Source organism: Cupriavidus sp. 05L310 (genome assembly GCF_056398185.1).
This window is the reverse complement of the sequence record NZ_JBFTOX010000095.1, coordinates 1-22,231: the sequence shown is the minus strand read 5'-3', so window position 1 is coordinate 22,231 and position 22,231 is coordinate 1. Positions and strand designations below refer to the sequence as shown.

The following is a 22,231-nucleotide window of genomic DNA, read 5'->3' as shown; positions in this document are numbered from 1 at the left end:
AATGAGACCTTGGCCGTGATCGCAACACGTATCCATCGCGTGCGGCCGGATCGCGCCAAGCCTCGTCCGCCTCGCCACAAACCTCATCGACATGCTGCTTATAAGGCCTGTTGATGCCTAATTGTTGATGCTTAACTTGGGTGGATTGCACATAGATGACCATCAGCGTGAAGAACAAGCGGACGGGCGAGCGAAGGAGATTGGACAAGGATTCCATGGTTTTCCTCTGAGGAAAAAGATAATGGGATTTCCCGACAAGAAGGTCGGGCGATTATTCGATGCTCAGCAGAGCAAGGAATCCTTGAGGCGCCAACGCGCTTACGTGATGCTCATGCACCAAGTAAGAGCGCTGCCGAAAGGGCAGAAAGTCAGAAAACTGCGGACCAAGCGTGTGCCAGGCCGAATCGATGCGTCTAAGACGCGCGGGTGCCTATCAAGTTAAACCATTGGGAACGCTCCGGTAGCCCGAAAGCTCGCCAAAAATAGGCGCCTTTCCGGGATTTCCAGTCCTACGCGTAGGACTGACGGGCCCGGCAGTCTAGAGTCGCACCAGCCTGCCCCCCAGCCGACGGCCCTGTTCTGGGCTACCGACACCCCACGTTGGGGGTAATCATGAGGGTATACCCTAAAGTAACGCGGGGAGTCGCCGTAAGTGAATGGTCCAAGCCTTTACTGGGTAGCCTCGCGAAAGCCACCTCTTTTTCGTCGTCTTTCCGGACGTCGCTTCTGAAGAGACGCGGATATTCTCGCCATGTCACCCGCACCCTTCGTTTCGATCGCTGGGATGCTCCATTTCATTTAATGGCCGGCACAGTCCCTTGACATCGAAAACTCGCGTGTAAGGTAAGTCCACCGAGCAACGCATCGGTATCTACATCAGAGACAGGAACATTTGAATGAGCGACATCCCAAACCTCCCTGACGACCCGTTGGACAGCAAAGCACCGCGGCTGCTTAACCTCGCTCGCGCCACACTTTCGGAACACTTCGATGCGGCGTCGATCGGCCGAATCGTGCAAGCCAGCCAGGATATTGTTCTCAGCAAGGACCGCATCCAGACGGAACATATGGCAATCGGCTCGCGACTCGTTCAGATCGACGAGATCATCTTCTCGAAGTTTGAGGCCGCGAGCGACAACAGGCGCACAGCGCGGCGCAACGCGACGGCGCTCCTCATCGAGTATTCCCAGCGAGTTCTCGATATCAGCCGGTCCACCATGTTCTTGCATATGTCGATCTATCGGCGTTTCCTGCACGACCACAAGGCCGTCAGCCGTGGGAGTGATTCGTGCCGAGGAAACGGTAATACCAGATGATGGCAGCACTGAAGCTGAGGAGCGCAGGCTGTTCTACGTAGCACTCACACGCGCCAAGGACTGGCTTTATGTAAGCACTGCAAAGAAGAACCCAACCTCACGATTTGTGATCGAGGCCGACTTGGCCTAGCAAGGGCACGGGATACTAGGCATACCGGCGGTTGACTTGGAGCCGCCACAACCGTTCGGAGCCCGTTTGGACAATTCAAGGATGGGCGACTTTGCGTTACAGCACCGCCCATTGCGATATAGACCATGGCCTCGGACACATCAGGACGCCGCTCGTAGTCCCTGACAAGGCGACGCCAGCGAATCATCCAACCGAAGATACGTTCCACCACCCACCGCGAAGCCTACCTGATACTCGTGACGGCGCACCACCTGTACGACGAAATCGAGCGTCGCAGCCTTAGCTATCAAAGTGCGACGATCGTACGCACCATCTACAAACAGATGCTTCAGTCCCGGCCAGCGCTTCTTTAGCGCCTCCAGAACCGCCAATGCCCCGGTACTATCGGCGATGTCCGCAGTCAGGTTCACCATCAGAAACCGGCCATTCGTATCCACGGCAATATGCCGCTTGCGCCCGACGATCTTCCTTCCCGCGTCATAGCCGCGCTCTTTTGCCGCCGGCGCTTTCACCGATCGGCTAGTGTGCCTGTATCTGCTGGGGTCGCGCCAGGGACTCTTGACGCGGCTATCACCTCTGCCCGAGAGCCCGCCACCTTTCGTCCTTTGACATGCCGCAGACCGAAGGCGCGCCATACCAATTGATTGAAACGGCAGACTCCGCGAAAACTTGGATTACAAACAGGCATGCGGTGTTAAACCTGTCCGCTCAAGATGTACGAAAGGATGTCGTCCGATGACGGCTCTCCCCAAGTGCGAGCAGCAAGCCAGCGAAAGAAGCTGGACTGCGCAAGTTTGGTGGGCTTCTTTGAAGTGACAAGCCGTAGATCCGCGGCGGCGCATTGCTCGTTGTACTCGGTGATCAGCGAGGCCTGTTCCTCGGCCGACAGTTCCAGGAAATACCGCTGTGCGTCGGGAAGACGCGCAGCAATATACTGATCCTTCGCTTCGGCGGGAGTTCTGGCACTTGCTGTCTTGGAGGCCCGTGCCTCACCACGCTTTTCCTCGCCTATCTCAGCGCCCTTGCCCCAATCCTCAGTCAGCGATTTGCGGAAGTAGGCGGCCACGTTATCCACGGCAGGAGAGTTCTTCTTTGCGACCCGAGCGCGCGTGTACGCGACCGCTTGCTTGACTCGGTCCGCCCCATAGGTGCGAACCATCTTCTTTGCCTCGGTGAGAGGTACTCCAAGCTTTACTACTGCCTGGACCAGGTCAGAGTGCTGCTGCTCCTCCTGGGACGTGGGTTCCTTGCGGTTGATCTTGAACTGCAAATCAGTCACTGACCTGCCGTTCTTGTGTTCGATGAGCTCGATCAGATGATCTGAGACGGTGTTGATCTCTGAGATACACGGATTGAGCACAGCACGCTTGAAGATCTTATATTCCTTGTACTTTGTCTCGCTCTCCTCTCGACCCAGGATCAGATTGCGAAAAACGGGCAATGGAATACGAGCAGTGACCCCTACTCTCTCATAGCGAACTGTGTTCTCCCAGAGAGCTAGCGAGTGAGCACGACGAAACAGCTTTGCGATGCGCATGTCGATCATGGCGAATCGCTCCGGGTTGAGCAGTTCCTCCGAGATCTGAGGCGCAAAGGAATAGGAAAGCTGAGAGCCGGTGATCTTTGCACCGGCCACCAGCGTCGAACCGGTCCAGGTCGCAGTCCCATCGCTGTTCAGTTGGTCCCAGTCCACAACCGTGCGCATCAGGGATTTGGCAGTCTCCTTGATGTAGCCTGTGTCCTTAGTGGTCAAGCCGAGACCAGCCATCATCTCCGGAATCGAGATCTGGAAGATGTTGGGCGCATCGCTCTTCGAAAGCCTATGCTCGATCGCGTTTTTGATAAGAGCGTTGAAGAGGCGCCGCTGCTGAAGAGTGAGAGCCCCTCCGACGGGCGAGAGATGAATTGCCTGGACAGCCTTCTTGAATGGCTCTGGCACTTCGGGTTGCTGGAACAGGGCGATCTGCGCGCCCTTCTGACCCGCGGCTGGTTTCGTCATAGGAAAGGGTTGACGGTGAATTGGTGAAATCTTAGTTGCCATTCGTTCACCTATCAAGGCTTTGTGCTCCGGGGCTGCTCGAATGGGCGGAGCACAAAGAACGAGAGGCTTCCTTGCGTTTGAAATCTGGCACTTACAAGCGGTTTCTCATCCCCTGCCTAAGTTGCTTCATCCCCAAAACACTTCACCTAAGGCCTGAAAGGCACCCAAATTCATTCACCTTTTGGGGAGGCAGGGGCAATCTGCTGGGCTCCCTGGTGCGCGCGGCTCGAAAGGTGAAGGTTTTTGGGTAGCTTTTGAATTTAGCGCGTTCACAAAGCGGCCTTTACTGCACTCACAAGGCAGTTCTCAAGTCCTGATGCTCCTCATCACAAATTTAGTGATGCATACGCAACTATTCTGATGCTGACTTGCTCTCGGTCCCCAAAAACCTTCACCCTCATCTACCCCAAATTCATTCACCAATGATCTATCTTTGTGGGATGAATGAGAGTGACCACTTACAAAGTGCCGCCTCAAAGGCTTTCACCTTCAAAGCCCCCAAATTACTTCACCTATGGCTCGGCCCTTGGGCATTGGTCCAAATGCGAGCATCGCACCGCCTCAAAACCCTTCACCTTAGGGTCACCCCAAATCCTTTCACCCTTCACAACCGCCACCTAGCACCGGCCCCAGATTGGTAACTCCACCCCCCCAAATTCGTTCACCCTGGCATATCCCCAATACAGTTCACCCTCGAGCCATTGGAGATGGTGATCCGGTTTCCCCTCAATACACTTCACCAATTCCCCAAATCCACAGCCTTCCCAACCCAATCAGTTTCACCTGTCCCCCAAATCCACAACCCCTTGGCCCCAACAGAGTTCACCCAATCCCTAAGAGATTTCACCTATCTACCCTGCAGCCCTTTACTGGCGCGGTTCTTGAGGCGCTAAAGGTTTACTTAAAGGTTTACAGTGTTTACTAAAGCACTTAAACAAGGTTAGCCAGGATGAGATGTTTTCCTGAAGCTAGCCACTCGCCCAAAGGCCGTTCCAAGGTGCTCATTGAAGCTTCACCCTTCCTATTGGTCAGCAACCTTTGATCTCAGATCGCATGTCAGTATTTCCCTTATACCAAGGACTTTGTCCCTTAAAACTGACCGGTCGTGTCGCTGCTGTGGTTACGGAGGTGACGTAAACTGCTTGCGGTTTACCTAGTTGACAGCTATTCTACGGCCAACCTCCGAATCGAGGAAAACCGTCTACTTTTAGCATTTTGGGTTGTTTCTAGGAAACCTTCAAATCTATGGCAAGAACCAGCCTACTTAAAGCGGAGTTCCCGCGTCCGGACAATACAGGTGACGAGGCGCTTACCATTGATGGGCTGGCCGAAGTCGCTGCCCAGGCGAATGACGTATTCAGTCAGATCCGTGATGCAATGCTAGAGCCCTATCCTAGGAAAATAGCCCCGACGTTTACGAGCACGCAAATCGCTAGCATGTGCGGGATAGACAAGGCGCGTTTTCACTACCTGGCGTCAAAGGGCGGCTTGCCTTCAGGGACATCGCAAGGAAACGGTCGGACCAAAGTCTTCACCCTGGAAGACACCATTACGTGGGCGAAATCGGCGGCTGGCCGCATGTCGCGTCCAGATGGTGCGCGGGGCCGCGTAATCACGGTTGGCAACTTCAAAGGTGGCGTGGCAAAGACCACGACAGCAGTCTGTCTGGCCCAGGCGTTAACTCTGCTCGGACGCAAGGTGCTAATCGTGGATTGCGATCCGCAAGGTACAACCACACAGCTTTGCGGCTGGGCGCCAGACGCGGAAATCGACGAAAGCCAGACGTTACTTCCGCTTATTTACGGCGACCAGTCCACATTGAACTATGCGGTCCAATCGACATACTGGCATAACCTGGACCTCATCCCAGCATCTTCAGCATTGTTTGATGCCGAGTTCGAAATCCCGTCGAAAGTCCTCTCGCAATCTGGTTTCGAGTTTTGGGACATTTTGAGGAAGGGGCTCTTGCCGCTTTCCGAAAAATACGATGTGATCGTGATAGACACTCCCCCTGCCCTTAGCTACATCACTATTAACGCGTTGATCGCCTCGGATGGCATTTTGATGCCTTGCCCGCCCGATGGACTTGACTTCGCCAGCTCTACGCAGTTCTGGCATTTGTTCTCCGATATTGCGAAAAAGCTGCCAGGTCTGCTCGAGTCGAAGCGCTTCGACTTCATCAATATTGTCCTGACCAAGGTCAAGGCGGATGCCGTATCCAAAGTCGTCCGCGAGTGGATGGTTAAGGCTTACGGCTCACGCGTTCTGGATATCGAGATACCCGAGTCATCGGTACCGAAAGGGGCATCGGCACAACTGTCCACAGTTTATGACCTCTCCAAACCGGACGGAAGCGTCGAAGCCTACCAGCGCTTCCGCGAGCCGCTTGATCGGCTAGCGCTGCACGTCGACGATAAGCTCACAAGGGCTTGGAAAATTAAGGAATAAGTAATGGGTATCGGCGATAGATTGCTAGCGAAGACTGCGAACGTCACTGTCAAACCGGGGGCCAGTCCTACACCTGCAGGCGCGGCACCAAAGACTTCACCTGGTCGCATGCTGGCAGTCCAGTCAGCGGTCGCTGCTGCGGAGAAACGGGCAGCCGACCTGGAGTCGAACCTCGGGAAGGCGGTCGACGTGTCTATAACGGAGGTGGTTGAGATACCAGGGCGCCGCCGGAAGCTAACCGCAGAGCAGTACTGTGAACTGAAAGAGAACCTGCGTGTCAACCCACTCGTGCACCCCGTGACCCTGTTTAGGCGACCAGATGGCACTCTTGAGTTGATCGCTGGCCACAATCGGTTCCACATCTTCAAAGAGTTGGGGCGAACGACAATTCCGGCGATCTTCTCCCACCTTGAGGGTACTGAGGAGCACGAGCTAGCAGCTTTCTACTCAAATCTGCTATCCCCTTCACTTCCCGATTTTGAGAAATTCGAGGGTTTTTATCGCCATCAGCAACAGACCGGCCGTAGCCAGCGGGACATCGCCGCTGGTGCTGGGATCAGCGAGGCGCAACTAACTAAGCTGTTCGCCTATGCGCGCCTTCCGGAGGAAGCGCTGCAAGCACTCCGAAATGCCCCGGATCGAGGATGTCTGGGCGCCAATGCCGCTTACGAATTAGCTGCAGTGATTGCGGAACGTCCCGAAAAGACCGACCTCGTTGTCGATGCCATACAGCGTTTGGCTACCGATGCCAAGTTCTCGCAAAAACAGGCTTTGGCTTTTGTGACCGCGGTGGCAAAATCCGCAAGGGAGCCGGGTCAAACTCGCACCATCAAGTTGGGCAAAAAACAGATATGCGTTGTGGGAAGCCGGAACGGCGTGATTGCCATCCGCTTTAAAGACGTGGCGGATGCGGCGAAATGGGAGGCCCGCTTGGTCGATTTCTTGGAGAAGGAGATTTCTCTGTCCAGAGATGCAAACTAACGCCCTTCGCGGCGGAAGAGAGTCCCATAAGATGATGGTGCGATAAGTTTCCCTTCTCGATTGAATACGAAAGGCCTGGATTTTCATCCAGGCCTTTCTCATTTTGCCTCACGATGCTTGCGCCCCGCACACCAAGGCCATTGCTTATCCGTCCCCTCCACTTCACCGACACGGGCGTGTATTAGGTGGCATCATCCGGTGCGCCATATCCGCCGTGACGTTCAGATACCACCGCCTCCTCGCCCCCCCATGAAGCGGGAGACGTCGAAAGACAGTGCCGGGCTGAAGGGACAAATAGAGGCTTGGTCCCAGACGCAACCAGAGTGCCAGCGCTTGGTGACGATTTCAGGGATTGGCATGCTCACGGCATCGGCGCTAGTCACCACTATCGGCGATGCACGCGACTTCCAATCGTGGCAGTAACTGTCGGCCTACCTCAGGCTGGTGCCGCGTCAGCATCGCACGGGGGCAAGGTGCGCCTCGGCGCGATCAGCTAACACGGTGCCGCTATCTACGCATGCTGCTAATCCACGGAGCCAGGGCAGTCCTGTTCCGGGCCAAGGACAAAGGCTTATGTTGTGAACAGCCGGCGTGCCGTCGCACTACCAACGTGACGGTAGTGGCTAGCCAACAAGGCGGCGCGAACTGCATGGGCCGTGCTGGTGGGCAATGAGCCGTTCGGGGCGGCAGGCTTGGTCTGCATTAGGCCGGATAGAAGTCTGCTTGAGCGCGCCCCGGTTTGCTGGGTCACGCGGTGCTCAGGGGGCAATGCTCGTCCATCTGGGCACGGAGGGATAGCGCGCAGGGCGGAGCCATCCTTGACTGGGGTCGATTGCTGTCGCGAATTACCTATGCGATGACATCAAACCTTCGAATACGAACCGATGCCCGATGGCGAGCAGCCGCTCGACATCCGCCGCTTCGCTGGATCGGTGCCGCTTCATGTAGCAAGGCACTGGCCTTGCAGATGATGAGGCGGTCAATGTTGTAAGGGAGGGACCCGCCAAGTTCGCCTGTGAAGTGAAAGGTGCAGTGATGCCGCCAGCAGCAGAAACCAACCGAAGTGGACTCAACGAGCGGCGTCATGCCGGCACTGGGCCGTAGGAGACGTCCTCCCCAATTCCGCGCAAACTGCGGCGGCCGACGGCTGAGGGCGGGGACGATTTCAACGCCGAGTTCTTAGTTGGCAAGGCCGTGGCCGTCCCAAAGCCGACCTTATGCCCAAGCAGAAATTGAGAAGTGGACAGTGCCGGACCCTCATTGTTGTGCTGCGCGCTAACCTGCTCACCTGTGTAGCCTCCGATGGGCCGCAAACGCTTCCTTGAAATGCCTGAGGCGTTGGGGCGATTTCGGCCCATTCAGATTCGTTCATGCAATGCGCTTGCGCGAGTTGGTTGCGCGAGATGCGTAATGCTAGGAAGTAGGGCGCTTGGCCCATTTTGTCGCATCTGGATTGGAGCGTCTGCCGCAGAAATGCGCTGGGGTCGTTGACGGTCAGCTGCCCCCTGCCGTCCCCTAGCCTCGATGATGACGCGCTCGTCGCCGCGATGGATGACGTCGACAGGCTTTCCGCGCGCCTCCACGCTGTTAGCGCGCAAGGTGCTCGAGTTGGACAGCCGTAAAGTTGATGTAGATGGCTTACCAAGACGTTTCTACTAGAAAGTCGTTTATAATCAATCACTTAAATTTATTTCCCGCTTGCTAGACAGTGGGGAGCAAGACGGCATCTATCTTGTTATTTTCTTAAGTCATTGATTTTTAAGTGTTTTCTAGTAGAAATTCATCGAGTGACCCGAATGCCATAGGGGAGGGTAGGCGGACGTCTATCGAAGGTAGGTTCAAGGCGGCGTGTAGCACCAGCGCGTTTTGCTGATCCGCCGTTTTGAGCGGCATGAAGCGCATGTGCGGCTGGCCTGCGGCCTCGTAGATCGCTTCGGCATCCAGCTTGTCGTTCTTCACGTGCTGACCGCCTTTGCGGTACGGCGCTGCGAACTGCGGCGCGATCAGGCGGACTTCATGGTCGAGCGCGTACAGCTTGCGTCACAGTAATGGGCTGCGTTGCACGCTTCCATCGCGACCAGGCAGGGCTGGAGGCTCGCAAACCGATCGAGAAGCGTCCGCCGTGAGAGCGCATTTCTTAATGCGATCCACGCCGTGTATCACGATCAGGTTCTTGGCTAGATCCACGCCTATACGAGCAATCTTGTCCATGGCCGTCCCCTGCGCAGATGGGTTACCCAACACCCACTATCTTGGCTCATCGCTATGCCACGAGATCGGGAAAGTCCTTGCCATCGAAGCGACTGAACAGATCCTCCCGTAGCGCCGTAGATCCTCTCATGAGAAACAAATGGAAACGGCGGGTTTTTAGGGCGTTGGGGTTGGGGCTGTTGGGGTGATTTGGAAGCCCAGCGTGGCAGCGCGGCGCTTGAGGGCCGCGCTGCCACGCTGGTGCTGCTGCTCTTCATAGTGCCGCTGGCCCTGATCGACGAAGGCTTCGCCGCGCGTGAGCATGAAATGCACCATGCGGGCGAGCTTGTGGGCGACCGCGGTGTTGGCGCGCGGCTTGTCCATGCGGGCGCAAAGCTGGCGGTAGAAGGCGCCGAGCGCCGAGTGGCTGCGCGACAGGCTCATGGCTGCCATTTTCAGTGCCTGCCGGGCGCGGTTAGCGGAGGGTCGGGTGCCGGAAGATAGCGTCTTGCCGCCACCGATCTTGGTGCCGGGGCACAGCCCCAGCCAGGAACAGAAGTGCTTGACGTTGGTAAAGCGGCTCAAGTCAGGCCCGATCTCCGATAGCACCGAGGTGACGGCCAACCCGTTGATGCGGGTCAGGTCCACGCCGGCCCAGCGCGCGAGCGCGGCACGCGCGTCGAACTGAGGGGCGCCCCTATGCGTTTCGTCAAGCACCCGGGGCAGATTTCGGCTGGTAGAAGGTGCCGTCGCGCAGCATGACGAACAACACGTCGTAGCGTCTTCTGGCAAGAGCGATGAGCGCCTGATTGTGGCGCTTTCCCTGCTGGACCTTGCGAGCGTAATAGCCCCTCGATATCCGATCTCGCAAGGCTGCAAAGGCTGAGAGGAACAGCGCTCTCTTGAGTACCTTGTTGCCCCGCCCGGACGGATGTTCGCCGCAGATAGACGAGCCTGAGCGGCGGGTGACCGGGGCGAGACCGGCGTAGGCGGCAAGATGCGCGGCCGAAGCGAAGGCTTTGTGTGCGACCTCAGTGAGGAGTCTGGCGGCGGTCCTGACGCCGACTCCAGGCATGCTGGTCAGGACCGGCCAAAGAGGGTGTGCATGTACCAGGCGCTCGACTTCGCTGGCGACCTCGTCGCGCTGTTTGCGTAAGGCGGCGAGTTGCTGGGCCAGACGCGGCATGACGGTGGTGGCTGCCTGCGTGCCGGGTGCGACCACAGCGTGATCACCGAGCGCCTGAACGATTTCGCCCGCAAGGCCTTTGCCCATACGCGGGGCGAGTTTGGTCAGGCGGTTGGCGAGCGTCTTCTCGCTGGTCGAGGCAAGCTCGGCGGGCGACGGGTAGCGCTCGAGCAGATCGAGCACGGCCGGATGGTCCAGGCGAGGCCCCAGAACCCGTTCCGATGCGGGATGTATCTGGGTGAGCAGGCCGCGAATGCGGTTAATGGTTTGGGTGATTTGGGCAGCCAGATCGTCGTCGAAACGGTACAGCACGGTGAGTCCAGCGAGTGGCTCGTCAGCGAGTCGAAGCGAGCGCAGCGTATGCGGCATCGATCGCGCGGCCTCGGCGATGATCGCGGCATCGCGGGCATCGGTCTTGGCTTCGCCCGCGTGCAGATCGGCGATGCGGCGCATGGCCGGACCCGGCAGATAGGCGACCAGGACGCCTTCGTCTCGGGCGGCTGCGACCGGCAGCGCGCAAATGGTGGCGGGTTGATCGACGACGAACAGGAGTTGGCCGTGCGCCTTGAGGTCGGTGATGAGGGCGCGCAGCTTGGCCTCATCGTTGGGCAGCGCTTTGTTGTACAGACGCTTTCCGGTCCGATCGAGCGCGACAGCGTCATGATGGCCTTTGCCTACATCAACGCCGACGAAGACATCGACGGAGTCATGTTGTTGGTTTTCTTGCATCGAAGTTTAGGCGGATTGAGCGGGTTGGCCTGCAACAACGGTGGCAAGTCTCGGCGTCCACGTTACGGACGGCCTCAGGATGTTCCGGCCGAGTCCCTAATAGCGATCACCAGTCACCCACCAGGCCCGGTGACAACACCCCCCGGATCATGGACGACTGGGGGCGAGATTCATGCTGGGCCTGGCTGGCCAAAGCCCCAATTATCGGGGCATGAAGATAGTAATGGGGTTCGGATGCATCTCATCGTCTTCCCGTGTGCACATGGCCATGTCCTGCTCCCGGCTGGTTGGTTGAGGGCAGCACCAGCGGAAGCATCAGAATCGACCCGATCTCTCAAACGGGATGCGGCTCGCGCCGCTCACTAATGTCACCGACGATTCTCGGACCATGCTATGTACCGGGCTCGCCACGCGGCGTCCGGTGACGTCGCTTGCGGGCACCAGTGATCTTTCGGTCATCGAGGGGTTGCCGCCTGTGTTATATCGCACCATCGGTCGCTGCAGTGGAGATACTGGAGTTTGATCGAAATCGACTAGCCAGTTCCGCCAAATGGCTTGACAAAGTGCTGCTCATAGATGGAATTCCCACCCTCCCTTTCCGCGCAAAGCGCAGCAGCCAAAAGCTGAGCGACGGAAGGATGTCAATGTGCCATGAATCGAGAGCTGTGCTGGGAGAAGTCCTTCCCCAAATCCGTTCACCTAAATCCACTGTGCCGGGTGCTAAGGCGAAACGAGCCCGAATCATCTTGGACGGCAGTCAGCCTCGTTTCGTCCGGCACAGAAGCACCCTTGCGCCAGTGAAATCCGGGCAAAGGGCCGGGCGCTGAAGTGCGCGGGCGCACAACAGCACAACGGGGGCCTGACCACTGTCGCCGATCTGGATTCCCTAAAAGGCCCACCGGCCCTAAAAGAAGGGGCGGGCCGATATGGTTCCCCAACCGGTGCAGGTATTGATTGCGCGCTGACGGTCTGAAGCCACTTCTAGCGTCATGCAACTCGCAGCTCGTGAGCCTGGGCGGGAATCCAGCTGTAAGTATTTGATTTATATTATGAACTGACACTTACCGCATTTAACAGGCCCAAACTGTCAAGCAGAATGCTATGCCGATAATCAGTACAACGACCCTGCATAGCATTTCATCGGTGTGTTCGCCGGTTGCGACTCGTGCGGCCGCAGCTTAAGCCGAAGATCATAGCCACCGAACGAATGCGCACGATCTTCGGTGCGTCGTGATGAGCACCGCATGTCTTGCGCCAGCACGTGAAGGGGTTCGAAGCGCAGACTGCGACGGTTGTGATCGTAGTATCCGCCGCACCACCGACTGCTTGATCTGCCGTCCGATTGCGCACCCGTGAAGGCACCCAAGCGCTCAGATGGGTTTAGGTGAACGGATTTGGGGTGCCCACCCAGAGTGCCGAGCGGGGCCATTGAGGAAGAAGCCGAGAGGAAATTCCGAGCAGCGGGCCTCGCTATTGAATCGCCCCGGCTGCTGGTGCAAATCGTCAGTTGCTAGCCACGGTAGGGTGGTGGCCTTGCACGGTACGACGTTCGGCGCGATGGCAGAAGCCGGATCGCATGAACTGCTTCGCGATTGCGAGCGGCTGACTCCGCTACCGCTGCGCCGATTGTGGGCGAGCCTTCCGCGGCGCCAACGGTAGCTGGTCCGCAGTGCTACCCGGGTCCTCGATCCGAGCAACCCAATCAGCAAGCTCAACGCGTGGGTCGCGGCGCATCGCCAACGCTCGCGAGGGATGAAGTAGTCAACTGGGATCTCCACCACCCACACTACTTGCGCGGCCGCGTGTGCGTTCATGAACCCGTTCCATTGCGCCACCACCGACTGCTTGATCTGCCGTCCGATTGCGCACCCGTAAAGGCACCTAAGCGCACGGATGGGTTTAGGTGAACGGATTTGGGGTGGCCACCCAGAGTGCTGAGCGGGCCACGGAGGAAAAAGCCGAGAGGAATCTCCGAGCAGCGGGCCCCTCCAAAATGTATCGCCACGGCTGCTGGAGTTGAGGGAAGCCGTTAAAAAGCCCGGGGCGATCTTTGCCAGGGCCAAGACACACGTCTCTGGCCAATCCATGGAAACTGCCGCCGAGCGAGTTCGTGGAATTCCTGGTTCAAGAGGGCGACGCGCACTTGCACGACACTGTGTGCTCCCGCACGACTCCAACGCATATGTTGGCTTTTACACATCCGACGGCCAACGATTCGATTGATAGATGACTCGACGAAGCCGGTCGCGATTCGTAGGCCGACACGCTGCCGGGTGCGATAGTCGATCAGCGACTCAAGATGGCTATTGAGGTAACTGATCAAATCTATGAGCTTGCAGTGCGCCTGTTTGGCTTTGCGGCTTGAGTTCGGGTCAAGTCTTTCGCGCAGATCAAGCAGACGACACAGTTCCTTACCGAGCTTCTGCCAACGCACCGTTTGCCCGGTCCACACGAAGCTGCGAAGGCGAACAAACAGATCCCACAACTCGAATGCTGACCCGTTGGCCGTAAGGCGCCCATACGCCAAAGGCGTAATAGCTTGATCGGCGTATCGCAGCATTCGACCGATGTGCGCCCGGTCGAGAACCCATTCGGTATCGAACGGAAGGTCGTCAGCAACCCCGGCAAGATCCAGGGCGCCATCGGTCACGACACAGACGTCATTGGGATCATCGTATCCACTGTCCTCCAGGAATTTGGTCATTTCTTCCTGCAATCGCTTGGTGCGCGGCGTGGCGGAAGCCCAGACCCGTGGTTGTCTGCCAGTCTGGCCTAATGCCGCAACGACGACCGCTATCGACGATGAGCTTCGGCTTGCCCCCGCGCGATTGTCCTTGCCGGCTCCCTTGCCATTGCTTCGCGCCTGCCTCACATAGCCGACATCAACGCCCAGCTCGGCGATTGGCGTTATCTCCTCGCACCACCGCCGCACGGGCTGTGCGTGTTGGAGGGATTTGCCCACGGCCATTGTGTGATTGCGGATGGTCACGTGACTGTCGCGTCCGGAAGTTGGCAACAAGAGGTCCATGGCCTGCTTGCCCTGCCGGTAGGGCATAGTGGCGCCGAGTTCGGCATGCAGCCATCGCAGCTCGCCTGTGCTCGCTTCCTTAAGGTAATTCTTAAGCGGCGACACGTACCTCGATCCGTCAGCACCACACTTACATACTTTCCATCGGTCGCGGCAGTAGAAGACCTTGCCGAGCGTGGTCTTCAGTTCGGAGCAATGCCCGTCGTGCATGCGACGGAGCGCGCCGCAGACCTCACAAGTTCGCTGCGCCGCGCAGTAGCGATCGAGCTGTTCTACGACGAACTCTTGCTGGACGCAATTGACTAGCGACGTACCTTCCGCAGAGACAAACGACGTCGCCGGAGGCTTGGCTGTGGTCGACGCGGTGAAACTGCATCACCTCAACCCGTTTTGCCACCGTGCCACTGCCATCATCGAACTCCAGAACGATCGTGCATCGCATGTCGGCTCTCCGTCTCTTTGATACCGAGACGATACTCCGATGCAGGGCGGCATCCCAGGCCATTTAACGGCTTCAAAGCGGGACCATCTCTGTTACGACTGCGTTGATGGCTCCTGATGTGGCTGACCATGCCTTGCTGGTACCGGGACGCGGCTCAACACGTTGCCTGCGAAGGCTACGCACAGGGCGGCTCTTTGACCAAATTGATAGAGTTGGCATCACCGTTGGCGCTCTGGGCTGATTTTCAACCGGCAGGCGCTTGACGGCTTGCAGGACACGCATGCCGGATCGGCCCATGAGCGGGCGCCGGGCTCTGCCCGCCGAGTGTCCGGTCAGGCTTGAGCCGACGTTCTGGCGTCCGTGCGAGAGCGCGGATCAGCGGCCGTAATGGCGGGGGACTGCCGCCTGCTTGGCTCACTCGACCAACGGTTTCTCGGCCGGTCCGGTTCGTCGCCGCGTGATATTTGAGCGACCGTGCGTGACCGCAGGCAATCACCCTCGAAGACTTCGTGCGCGCAGCACAGCGCTGACCAACAGGGGGTAGTATTCACGGAAGCTGGCACGCACCGAATGGCAAGCGAAGTAGCGTTAAGCGCTGTCGATCGGGGGCATTAGCATGCAACGCGAAGCATTTGCCAGGGCTCTTGCCCAAGAGGACACTTCCGACCTTGTCACAGTGACGCGCGAACCCGGCGCACCGGAAGAGCACGCCCATCCTTTTGGAGCCATGGAGCTGATCCTAGCGGGGGAAATCCAAATCCGCATTGACAATGACGAGCTGCGCGATGTGTCGCGCCTCGGCCCGATTCTCGTCGAATTTGGGTCCTCGCTTTTGTGGGGCAAGGGCAGCCAGTTCGGCAGCCTCGCGCTGGCGCCGCCATGTGCTCAAGGACGACGAGTACACGCCTTCACGGCGCATCAGCGCGCCGATCTCTCCGGGCTTGGTGCAGCGGTCAGCCGCTTCCGTATGCGACGCTTGTCGGCGTTGGAAAATTGCCTGCGTCGAGCGCGGGAAACGACCTCTGAATCGGTGCCGGAGGCTGACTCTAGCGTCGCCGAACCGGGCGCCTCTTCAGTCGCCCTACGGGCTCCTTGCGTTGGCCCGGATCCGACACATTCTTGACTGCAGCCATGATTGCCTTGGATGAGTTGTTGGCGGTCATACCTGCCTCGTCGGACCTGAAAAATTCAGTCCGAGAGCTCAGCGTGGCTGAAAGTTGGATGATTCTAGCCGCCCCATCAATTGACTGCGGCACGCGGACCAAGTCGACTGGCTGCATCCCTGGCGGATCGAGCCATGCCTGTGAGCAGAGTCAAGACAAAAAAATGACCTGTGGATGCCCAGGCGAGCAATGGCCCGGAGTAGCCAATGGAGATTGAAGCCTGCAGCACAGAGGATAGGATGGACGGCGTCACCGATTGCGCCCTACAGGGGTGGCCAAGCGGAACTGGTTGTGGCCCGTCGCGGGCACGCAGCAATTGCTCTAGTGCGGAAGCATAGTCCGGGTCAGCAGTATTGCTGACCCGGCATTGAAATCAAGTCGTAAGTCGCTTCGGTTTGGGCTGCTCTTCCCGCGGGATGCTCGTGAAGCCCGACGAGCGGGCATCCGGACTCTGCCTCAGAAAAGTCGGGTGGGTGCTCATGAGCGGCCATACAAGGCGGGGTTGGTGATCGTCTCTTCATCGGCCATAGCGAACGTTGCCCATACGAAACAAATGCAATTTTCTGTAAATGCCGTGCGCCGCAGCCCTGCTTTGACAACAGAAGCGTCCTTCCGCTTTGGTACGATCCCGCTCTTTCCGCAAGCGCCCCGCCACCGTGAATCGCCGATATGCATCGTTGTTTTGTGAGCATTGCGCACGGTGGCTCGCCCGCGTCCAACCGCTGGCCGCCGCCGGTAGCACGATGACCCGACTCGTTTTCAACGGCGCGCTGAGCCGCCTTCGCCACCCGACGCGACGCGGCATCGCGCTGACACTCGTCGCATTGCCGGCGCTCTGCCTGCTGTACGTGCTTGCGCTCGTGCCGCTTACGCCGGGCATCGGCGACATCCGCAAAGCTCGCGTTGATCGGCCAGCGTTGATCGTGTCGGCCGATGGCAAACTGCTCGATGAGTTCAAACCGCTCAATCGTGCATGGGTGTCGCTCAGGCAGATCTCGCCATACATGGTGGATGCATTGATCGCGACCGAAGACCGCCGCTTCTATGAGCATCACGGCATCGACTGGAAGCGCATCGCGTCGGCCGCGCTGCATACGGTCTCCGGCGACCGGCAAGGTGGCTCGACGATCACTCAGCAGCTCGCGCGCAACCTGTATCCCGACGAAATCGGCCGCGCGCCGACCCTCACGCGCAAGCTAAGGGAAGCGATTACGGCGTTCAAAATCGAAGCCGTGTACAGCAAGGATCAGATCCTCGAGACGTACCTGAACACGGTGCCGTTTCTGTACAACGCCTACGGCGTGGAAATGGCCGCACGCACCTACTTCGGCAAATCTGCCGATCAGCTAGACATACTTGAAAGCGCGACGCTCGTCGGCATGCTGAAGGCCAACAGCGCCTACAATCCTGTGCTCAATCCCGAGCGCGCGTTGCAGCGACGAAACACAGTGCTCGGGCAGATGAACAAGTACGGGAAGCTCAAGCCCGATTCCTACACCTGGCTGAAGCGACAGCCGCTCAACGTCAATTTCGAGTTGCAGACCGCGCCACCCGGCGCCGCGCCGCATTTTTCGGCGCAATTGCGCAAGTGGCTGATCGCATGGGCCGATCGCAACGGCTACAACATCTATGCCGACGGGCTGGTCGTGCGCACGACCATCGATTCGCGGCTGCAGGCAATGGCGACGCAGGCGATGGACTGGCAGGCGAACCAGTTGCAATGGATCGCGAACGGCGCATGGAACGAACGCACGGGTTGCTGGCCGGGCAATGACCTGTTCCAGACATTCATCCGGCAGACGCCCGACTATCGCGCTGCACGCGATGCTGGTCAATCGGATCAGGTCACTCTCAGGAAGCTCGCTACGAACCCCACGTTCGTCCGTGCGCTCTGCCAGAGCAAGACGCAAATCCAAGCGGGTTTTGTCGCGATCGATCCACGCAACGGGGATATCAAGGCATGGGTTGGCAGCCGCAACTTCAGGGACGAACCTTTCGATCACGTGCAGCAGGCCCGACGTCAGCCGGGTTCGACGTTCAAACCGTTCGTCTACGGCGCGGCCTTCGCGGATGGCGCGCGGCCAAGCGATACGATAGTAGACCGGAACGTCGCCATTCCGCTGACAGGGCATGCGATCTGGCGGCCTACCGACGCGGAGCCGCCCACCGGACGACCGATGACGCTGCGCGACGCGCTAGTGTATTCGCGCAACCGCGTCACCGCTCAGCTCATGCAAAAGGAACGCCCCGAGAAGGTCGCACGGCTCGCGCACGCGATGGGTGTGCGAGTGAGTCCGCTCGAAGCGGTGCCTTCGCTTGCGCTCGGCACGAGCCCCGTCACGCTCAAGGAAATGGTATCGGCGTACAGTACGATCGCGAACCGTGGCGCCTATATCGAACCGCGCATGGTCACGCGCATCGAGGATCACGACCGCAAGGTGCTCGCCGAATTCGCGAGCGCATCGCCGGAACAGGCGCTGCCCGCCAACGCAGCGCAAACGCTCGTCGACGTGATGCGCGACGTCGTTAGCCGGGGCACCGGCGCGGGCATCCGGACGCGCTTCGGGATTCGCGCCGACGTGGCCGGCAAGACGGGAACGACGCAGGAAAACACGGATAGCTGGTTCATCCTGATGCATCCGCAACTGGTCGCGGGCGCATGGGTGGGTTTTGACGATGGACGTGTGACGCTCGGCAACTATTGGGGCGAGGGCGCGCACAGCGCCCTGCCGATGGTGGGCGCGTTCTACGACATGGCGCTGCGCGCGAGAGTTATCGATCCAGATGCGCAGCTCGGCCCCGAGACCCGGCCTCCTCGCGCGGTCCATGAGCGACGGCATCGACACTTTCTCTTCTGGAGCTTCTGATGTCGTCGCTGGCGGACGCCGCATCGCAATCCACGCCGGCCGACAGTAGAGGACGGACCGTTTTCTCGATCCGGATCGCTTGACTGAAGCCTGCACCCGGGATCGCGCAAGCTTGGCGCCATGCGATATTGAGACGATGCGTTGCTCGCTACGAGCAAGGCTCTGTTTGCACTTGCTGACTAAACTCGGACGCCGACGATTGTCGCAGCCGTTGCTCCGTTATCCGCAAAAATTTTGCTATGGCCGAGGAACGGGCATCCGGCCGCTATTCGGGGCATCCTTGCTATGCGCGATCCCGGCGGCGGCGCTCCGAACGGCGTCTCCGTGGACCTGGCCACGGAGCTCGCGCAGCGGCTCGGGCTGCCGCTCGAACTGGTGGTGTTCGATGCGGCCGGCAAGTTGGTAGAGGCGGTGCGCTCGGAATGGGCCGACTTCGGCTTCTTTGCCATCGACCCGCTGCGCGGCCAAGGGATCCATTTATCGATGCCTTATGTGCTGATCGAAGGCAGCTATCTGGTGCGTGAGGATTCCCTGCTCATGGAAAACGGCCAGGTTGACCAGGTTGAGCATCACGTCGTGGTTGGCAAAGGGAGTGCCTATGATCTGTTCCTGATTCGCTAACTGCAGCATGCAAGAGGTCGTCCGCGCGCCGACCTCGACCTCGACCGCTGTCGTGGACACCTTTATCGCGGAAGGAGCGGAGGTGGCTGCGGGCGTAAGGCAGAAACTCGAGGCGGATGCGGGACGCGTGGCCGGCCTGCGCTTGCTGCCTGGACGGTTCATGGTCATCCGGCAGGCGATGGGCCTACCTGATCGTGTTGGTCCGATCGCATTTGAATAGCTCGCGGCCTTCGTCAAGGACATGATCGATAGCGGATTCGTCAGCGCGGCGCTCGCCCGGCACGGCATCCTTGGGGCAGCAGTGGCGCAAGTCGATGAAATGTAGCCACACACGGGGCATTCGTCCCTTCAACTGCATGCATGAGCTGCCTCTTCGAGTTCAACTATGAATCGGGGAGGGCCGTGCGCTGACGCATCGGATAAGCCGGTGGCGAGCCGCTTCCCATTGCCGGCCTTGGCGCGGCTGGCCAGACGGCGTGATCGGCGTCACCTGCCGACTGTCAAGGCTCATAGCCCCCCCACTGCTGCGCCGGTTTCACGCGCCCGGCAAGAAGAAGTCGGCCCGACCGAGGCAGGCTGGGCCTCAGAGGATCGCAGCAACAGGATCAGGCGGAAGTCGAAGTCTTCTTCGAGGCGGCACGATCCGTCACGCAGACTTGCTCTGCGGCATTCGTTGCCACGGTTGCGGCGGCCTGGGTATTGGATTCAGCAATTTCCACGGCTTGCGCCGCGGCCTTCTCCAAAGACTCGTAGGCATTGTCGGCGGCAATAATAGCCGACATCACGATCGCCATGGCCGATTCCGTGCCGGCCGGCGCATTCTTGGCGAAGTTGTCGACAGTCTCTCGCAGCTTCTGTGAGCCCTCAGTCAGCATAGCGATTGCCACTTTGGCGAGCTCTTTCTGGGTTTCCGATGTGATCTCATAGAGGTGGCGGGCGTAAGCCATAGCCTTCTCGCCGGCCGGCTGTACCAGCGACGCGTGGACCTCAAGCAGATCCCGCGGCTCTTTGGCAGAGAGCGCGCGCTTGGCGCCGTCCAGATTTTCCGTCAGAGCCGTCTTCGCGACCCGCATATTCAACTCAAGGAACTTCTCAAAGCCTTCGATCGCCTTGGATGTCAGTCTATACCGGGATTCGAGATTGGATTGATGCACCGCCAAAATTTGTTCCTGAGTAAGGATCACGCTGGTCTCCGATGGTGAATGATTAATTGCTCTACCGACACGCGTTGGGACGCTCAGTCGTCTCCACCTAAAAAGGTCGGGGGACTGATGGTGAATCGCGTGTGAGGTAGTTCTCTACGCGCTCCCGCAATAGGGAGTCGCAGAAGGGGGCACGGTGTCGCTAACGAACCATGTTCCGTCCCCGTCGATCATTGCATGTGCTGCCCGCCGTTGATCGCAATATTGGATCCGGTAATGTAGCCCGCGTCCTCGGAGCACAGATAGGCAACGAGGGCTGCCACTTCCTCCGGCTTGCCAAGGCGCCCCATCGGAATCTGAGGCAGGATCTTTGTATCCATGATCTCCTGCGGCACGCCGGTGACCATCTTGGTCGCCAAGTAACCCGGAGAGATCGTGTTGACCGTCACCCCCTTGCGAGCCACCTCTAGCGCGAGCGACTTTGTGAACCCATGCATGCCCGCCTTCGCGGCCGCATAGTTGGTTTGTCCGAATGCACCCTTCGAACCATTGATGGACGAGATATTGATGATGCGCCCCCATCCCCGCTCCACCATGCCTTCACACAGAGGCTTGGTCACGTTGAACACCGAATCCAGGTTGGTGCGAATCACGGCGTCCCAATTGACCTTGTCCATCTTCTTGAAGGCCATGTCGCGGGTAATGCCGGCGTTATTAACCAGGATGTCGACCTGGCCGACCTCGGCAAGAATCTTTGCCATCGTTGCCTGGCAGGCATCGTAGTCCGCCACGTCTAGCGCGTACGCGCGGAAATTGCGGCCGGCAGCTTCCATGGTGGCTAGCCAGTTGTGCACATTCGGGTTCCCTGGCGTGTGAGTCACGACCACGTCGTAGCCGGCGTCGTGCAGCCTGAGGCTGAGAGCCTCCCCCAAACCGCCCATACCGCCAGTCACCAATGCAATTCGTTTCGTCATCCTGCTTGTCTCCGTCAAAGTTTGTATGACCCCTATCTTCCGATCGTGCCGATTCTGTGTTCGGCTTTCGACTACCACCACCACGTATGCACATGGCACTAGCAAATAGCGCTGCCGCGCTAGGCTGGCGCGGATATTTTTCCGTTTCGTATTATTGTTTGGTGCACCGAATGGCTAGATACCGGCTTAGCCGGACAACTCTCTTTTGGGGTGGGCTCACCACAACCTGGAGGTAAGGCGCGCGAGCCAACCGCGCAACTCATCCGCGCGAATGTCTTGAAACTTACCGCAGAGAACCAGGGCGAGATCCGACTGAAGCGTCTCGAGCATGGCTGCGGCGTCGGACAAGGTAATGCCTGCGGCTCTCATACATACCGTCATCTCCTTCACGATTTCCGCTTTTAACGGAATTTCCTCGGCGTCCGCGAAGCCAAGCAGCGCGTAGACATTGGTCGTCCCATACTCGAATCGAAACATGTGGAACCTCTTATCTTGTTGCTCTTCAACATGGCCCTAGAGCGTCGATGCGCCAATTTGGTACGGGCTGAGGGCAGGATTATTGATGCATACATTTGATAAGACAATCGGGTAAACACTAGGACACTGATGACCACAGGTAGTCCGCGGACCGAAAGCAATTTCATCATCTCGTAACAAGGACAAGGGGCTAGAGGCAGCCAATCCAGTCGGGCGAATCCTCCAAAAGTTGCGAGGAGGGCGTATTTTCGCGACAGCCTGCGAAGACTGAGTACAAGGGGGAGCGGACGAAAGAACCAGAGCGAGACCGGGGCATCGGTCTGGTCCTGCGCAGCGGCGCACGGTGTCTATTGAGACTTGTATAAATCATGACAACCGATTTGAGTCTGACGCGTTATCTGACCAAGGCGTTGATCGGGAGTCGATTGCATGGCTGGGAAGATGGACGAAGCGACCAGAAAGCGGGTTCGCGCTGGACGGATGCTGTTAGCGAACA

11 protein-coding genes and 6 pseudogenes are annotated in these 22,231 nt (G+C 58.7%); 7 read left to right on the top strand and 10 right to left on the bottom strand.

Going from position 1 to position 22,231, the window contains the following annotated elements:
- Positions 1-217 (bottom strand): annotated as a pseudogene (locus AC1DS6_RS40125) (hypothetical protein); the annotation flags it as partial.
- A gap of 679 nt (positions 218-896) precedes the next feature.
- Between AC1DS6_RS40125 and AC1DS6_RS40120 the strand changes: the two are divergent.
- Complete coding sequence (locus AC1DS6_RS40120; RefSeq protein WP_477104576.1) at positions 897-1,316, top strand: hypothetical protein; 420 nt, start codon at positions 897-899, stop codon at positions 1,314-1,316.
- A pseudogene (locus AC1DS6_RS40115) lies at positions 1,276-1,446 on the top strand (3'-5' exonuclease); the annotation flags it as partial. The gene AC1DS6_RS40120 and the pseudogene AC1DS6_RS40115, both read left to right, overlap by 41 nt.
- A gap of 75 nt (positions 1,447-1,521) precedes the next feature.
- Here AC1DS6_RS40115 and AC1DS6_RS40110 read toward each other — a convergent pair.
- Positions 1,522-1,964 (bottom strand): annotated as a pseudogene (locus tag AC1DS6_RS40110) (transposase); the annotation flags it as partial.
- Between the two features lie 176 nt (positions 1,965-2,140).
- The gene (locus AC1DS6_RS40105) at positions 2,141-3,487 is read right to left on the bottom strand and encodes a replication initiation protein (RefSeq protein ID WP_441634860.1); all 1,347 of its coding nucleotides are present in this window, start codon (positions 3,485-3,487) and stop codon (positions 2,141-2,143) included.
- A gap of 1,245 nt (positions 3,488-4,732) precedes the next feature.
- On the opposite strand from AC1DS6_RS40105, the gene AC1DS6_RS40100 reads away from it, so the two are divergent.
- Both AC1DS6_RS40100 and AC1DS6_RS40095 read left to right on the top strand, forming a co-directional pair.
- Positions 4,733-5,935, top strand: coding sequence for a ParA family protein (locus AC1DS6_RS40100; protein ID WP_441634862.1), 1,203 nt, complete (start codon positions 4,733-4,735; stop codon positions 5,933-5,935).
- Positions 5,936-5,938: 3 nt separating this feature from the next.
- On the top strand, positions 5,939-6,916 hold the full coding sequence (locus AC1DS6_RS40095) for a ParB/RepB/Spo0J family partition protein (protein WP_441634864.1): 978 nt from the start codon (positions 5,939-5,941) through the stop codon (positions 6,914-6,916).
- A gap of 1,758 nt (positions 6,917-8,674) precedes the next feature.
- Here AC1DS6_RS40095 and AC1DS6_RS40090 read toward each other — a convergent pair.
- The 4 genes and pseudogenes from AC1DS6_RS40090 to AC1DS6_RS40075 form a co-directional block, all read right to left on the bottom strand.
- The gene (locus AC1DS6_RS40090; RefSeq protein WP_477104575.1) at positions 8,675-8,875 is read right to left on the bottom strand and encodes a hypothetical protein; all 201 of its coding nucleotides are present in this window, start codon (positions 8,873-8,875) and stop codon (positions 8,675-8,677) included.
- Positions 8,876-9,283: 408 nt separating this feature from the next.
- Positions 9,284-9,793: pseudogene (locus AC1DS6_RS40085) on the bottom strand (transposase); the annotation flags it as partial.
- A 22-nt stretch (positions 9,794-9,815) separates the two neighbouring features.
- Positions 9,816-11,021, bottom strand: coding sequence for an IS110 family RNA-guided transposase (locus tag AC1DS6_RS40080; protein ID WP_441637596.1), 1,206 nt, complete (start codon positions 11,019-11,021; stop codon positions 9,816-9,818).
- 2,029 nt (positions 11,022-13,050) lie between these two features.
- A pseudogene (locus AC1DS6_RS40075) lies at positions 13,051-14,491 on the bottom strand (ISKra4 family transposase).
- Between the two features lie 616 nt (positions 14,492-15,107).
- Here AC1DS6_RS40075 and AC1DS6_RS40070 point away from each other — a divergent pair.
- The 3 genes and pseudogenes from AC1DS6_RS40070 to AC1DS6_RS40060 all read left to right on the top strand — a co-directional run bounded on the left by AC1DS6_RS40070 (position 15,108) and on the right by AC1DS6_RS40060 (position 19,467).
- On the top strand, positions 15,108-15,614 hold the full coding sequence (locus AC1DS6_RS40070) for a hypothetical protein (protein ID WP_441628184.1): 507 nt from the start codon (positions 15,108-15,110) through the stop codon (positions 15,612-15,614).
- 783 nt (positions 15,615-16,397) lie between these two features.
- Positions 16,398-18,521 (top strand): penicillin-binding protein 1A, encoded by a 2,124-nt coding sequence (locus AC1DS6_RS40065; RefSeq protein ID WP_477104574.1) that lies wholly within the window; start codon positions 16,398-16,400, stop codon positions 18,519-18,521.
- A gap of 285 nt (positions 18,522-18,806) precedes the next feature.
- A pseudogene (locus tag AC1DS6_RS40060) lies at positions 18,807-19,467 on the top strand (transporter substrate-binding domain-containing protein).
- Between the two features lie 280 nt (positions 19,468-19,747).
- Here the strand turns inward: AC1DS6_RS40060 and AC1DS6_RS40055 are convergent.
- The 3 genes from AC1DS6_RS40055 to AC1DS6_RS40045 form a co-directional block, all read right to left on the bottom strand.
- Positions 19,748-20,326 (bottom strand): phasin family protein, encoded by a 579-nt coding sequence (locus AC1DS6_RS40055; protein ID WP_441628188.1) that lies wholly within the window; start codon positions 20,324-20,326, stop codon positions 19,748-19,750.
- Between the two features lie 188 nt (positions 20,327-20,514).
- The gene (gene phbB, locus AC1DS6_RS40050) at positions 20,515-21,258 is read right to left on the bottom strand and encodes an acetoacetyl-CoA reductase (protein ID WP_441628190.1); all 744 of its coding nucleotides are present in this window, start codon (positions 21,256-21,258) and stop codon (positions 20,515-20,517) included.
- Positions 21,259-21,474: 216 nt separating this feature from the next.
- A complete protein-coding gene (locus AC1DS6_RS40045) occupies positions 21,475-21,735 on the bottom strand; it encodes an XRE family transcriptional regulator (RefSeq protein WP_441628192.1) in 261 nt (86 codons plus the stop codon).
- Positions 21,736-22,231: the final 496 nt, after the last annotated feature.

Excerpts from the sequence above, each read along its gene's own strand:
- AC1DS6_RS40065 (WP_477104574.1), top strand. The coding sequence starts at position 16,398 with ATGACCCGACTCGTTTTCAACGGCGCGCTGAGCCGCCTTCGCCACCCG.
- AC1DS6_RS40045 (WP_441628192.1), bottom strand. The coding sequence starts at position 21,735 with ATGTTTCGATTCGAGTATGGGACGACCAATGTCTACGCGCTGCTTGGC.
- AC1DS6_RS40120 (WP_477104576.1), top strand. The coding sequence starts at position 897 with ATGAGCGACATCCCAAACCTCCCTGACGACCCGTTGGACAGCAAAGCA.
- AC1DS6_RS40100 (WP_441634862.1), top strand. The coding sequence starts at position 4,733 with ATGGCAAGAACCAGCCTACTTAAAGCGGAGTTCCCGCGTCCGGACAAT.
- phbB (WP_441628190.1), bottom strand. The coding sequence starts at position 21,258 with ATGACGAAACGAATTGCATTGGTGACTGGCGGTATGGGCGGTTTGGGG.
- AC1DS6_RS40105 (WP_441634860.1), bottom strand. The coding sequence starts at position 3,487 with ATGGCAACTAAGATTTCACCAATTCACCGTCAACCCTTTCCTATGACG.
- AC1DS6_RS40080 (WP_441637596.1), bottom strand. The coding sequence starts at position 11,021 with ATGCAAGAAAACCAACAACATGACTCCGTCGATGTCTTCGTCGGCGTT.
- AC1DS6_RS40095 (WP_441634864.1), top strand. The coding sequence starts at position 5,939 with ATGGGTATCGGCGATAGATTGCTAGCGAAGACTGCGAACGTCACTGTC.
- AC1DS6_RS40070 (WP_441628184.1), top strand. The coding sequence starts at position 15,108 with ATGCAACGCGAAGCATTTGCCAGGGCTCTTGCCCAAGAGGACACTTCC.